General features: G+C 46.4%; 2 protein-coding genes. One reads left to right on the top strand and one right to left on the bottom strand.

Going from position 1 to position 1,868, the window contains the following annotated elements:
• Positions 1-221: hypothetical protein (locus tag GY843_RS17795; RefSeq protein ID WP_297311612.1), on the bottom strand; the 221-nt coding region annotated here is incomplete at its 3' end.
• 821 nt (positions 222-1,042) lie between these two features.
• Between GY843_RS17795 and GY843_RS17790 the strand changes: the two genes are divergently transcribed.
• The gene (locus GY843_RS17790; protein WP_297311610.1) at positions 1,043-1,387 is read left to right on the top strand and encodes a hypothetical protein; all 345 of its coding nucleotides are present in this window, start codon (positions 1,043-1,045) and stop codon (positions 1,385-1,387) included.
• Positions 1,388-1,868: the final 481 nt, after the last annotated feature.

Here is a 1,868-nt window from a genome sequence, read left to right as displayed (position 1 = left end):
GAAGTGACAAAAATTAAACTTCCTGAAATATCAGTACCGTTTTGGTCGATGTTGGCAAGCATGTTTACTTCTTTTTGCAGATGATGCGTCAGGCAGGGTTCAGTTGGGACAACACGTTGTCCGCGAAGCCGACCAGCGATGGAGTGCCGTTCTGGCCACAGACGCTCGACTACCTGCTCCGTTGGAAGTGCGAACGTGGCGGCTGTCCAGTGAAGCCTCACCCGGGCATCTGGGAGATACCACTGAACCAGTTCTTCGGCTATTACATCCCGATCATTCAGAACTACAAGCGGGCGGCCATGATCAGAGCTGCGATGCGTGTCAATGAGACCGCTGACAGCGCGTTGCAGGTCCTCAGACAGGTATGTATACTGTCAGAAACTGCGCAATCCTATTGATTTCTTGAATCCTTTCCTATTGGTGCTAACATCATATTGACACTCTCAAGAGAAGCCCCCTTGAACGGGGCTTATTTTGAAAGTTCGCCACAATGAATTTAACACTAGTAAGGCCATACCTAACTACAAACTGTATGGACAAGTACTGAGCTACGTTTGTATTGCCGGTCACTTGTGCTAACCACTACACCACTGAGCTATCAGCTGAAGGCCCTAGCATAATGGCAACATAAACATAAACATAAACATAAACATAAGCATAAACATAAACATAAGCGCTAGCACAATGGCGACATAAACATAAACATAAGGTTCTTGTGTCGTAACATAAGGATAGAGTGCTGCTCTAATTTTATGTCGAGAACATAAGCACTCGTAGTGGTCTACAGGTCAGTTACGTGCCATGGCGGGTGAGGTGGATTTTGATCAAATTCGGTACGGCGGCAGCCTAAATAGTTTACTTTAAGCACTGCGATTTTTATTTAGATCGGTTGAGTGAGAGCAGAGTTATTCAAAATCAAACTTGTTCACTTCAAAAAAACACCGTGTACATGCAGTGCCTTGTTACTTAGTTTCGTTATGTAGCTAGTTTTCCATTCTAGAATTTCGAGCGCAGTTACACCAGCAACCGTGCGCCTTTCATCATGACCGTCAATGCAGACTTCTTGACAGCGATGCCAGAGAATGCTGGTCTGACTGCTCTGGAGGCGTTCCTGGGCGAACTCTGTCGCAAGAAGGATGTCTACATAGTGACCATGTCGCAGCTGGTCCAGTGGATGAGGAAGCCGACGTCGCTGTCGGAAATCGGTCAATTCCCACCGTTCCAATGCCCAAAAGCAGGCAGTGCGCTGGCCAGAAGACCTCCGTGCGGCACCAACTACATCTGCAACTTCAAAACACCCGACCTGATCTCTGGGGAACACCAAATTCGCAGCTGCCAGCCCTGTCCAAAACAGTACCCTTGGGTGCACAACCCGGCGGGCATTTGATCTGAATGCGTCGTTATTAGTAGGATATGCAAGGATATGCGTTGTTTTAGCTCATAGTCGCTGTTATGATTTGTTTTTGCTCACTTCTCGTTCATTTTCCATATGTCCGCGCTAACTCTACGCCAGGCCAAGTCGATGCCATGCTCAGTGCAGTGTTCTTTTTTGTACCATGGCGCTGGTTTTGAGAACTGGCGTACTTAATAAACACAATGTTGGAAAAGTTTCTGGTTGGTTCTCGTTGCCGTTGACAAATCCTCTTATACATTAGAGATAGCAATTGGGAAACTCAGTACGGAACTCAGCAAAACTCCATAACCTGGCCTAGCAAGCTAATAGCATAGCGATTTTGCCAAATTCTGTCTGGTTGGTAAAGTTTCTGGTTGGTTTTCGTTGCCGTTGACAAATCCTCTTATACATTAGAGATAGCAATTGGGAAACTCAGTACGGAACTCAGCAAAACTCCATAACCTGGCCTAGCAAG

This window comes from Neptuniibacter sp., from assembly GCF_024231755.1.
In the GTDB taxonomy this organism is placed as follows: domain Bacteria; phylum Pseudomonadota; class Gammaproteobacteria; order Pseudomonadales; family Balneatricaceae; genus Neptuniibacter.
The sequence above is the reverse complement of the archived record's forward strand: the minus strand, read 5'-3'. Positions and strand labels throughout refer to the sequence as shown.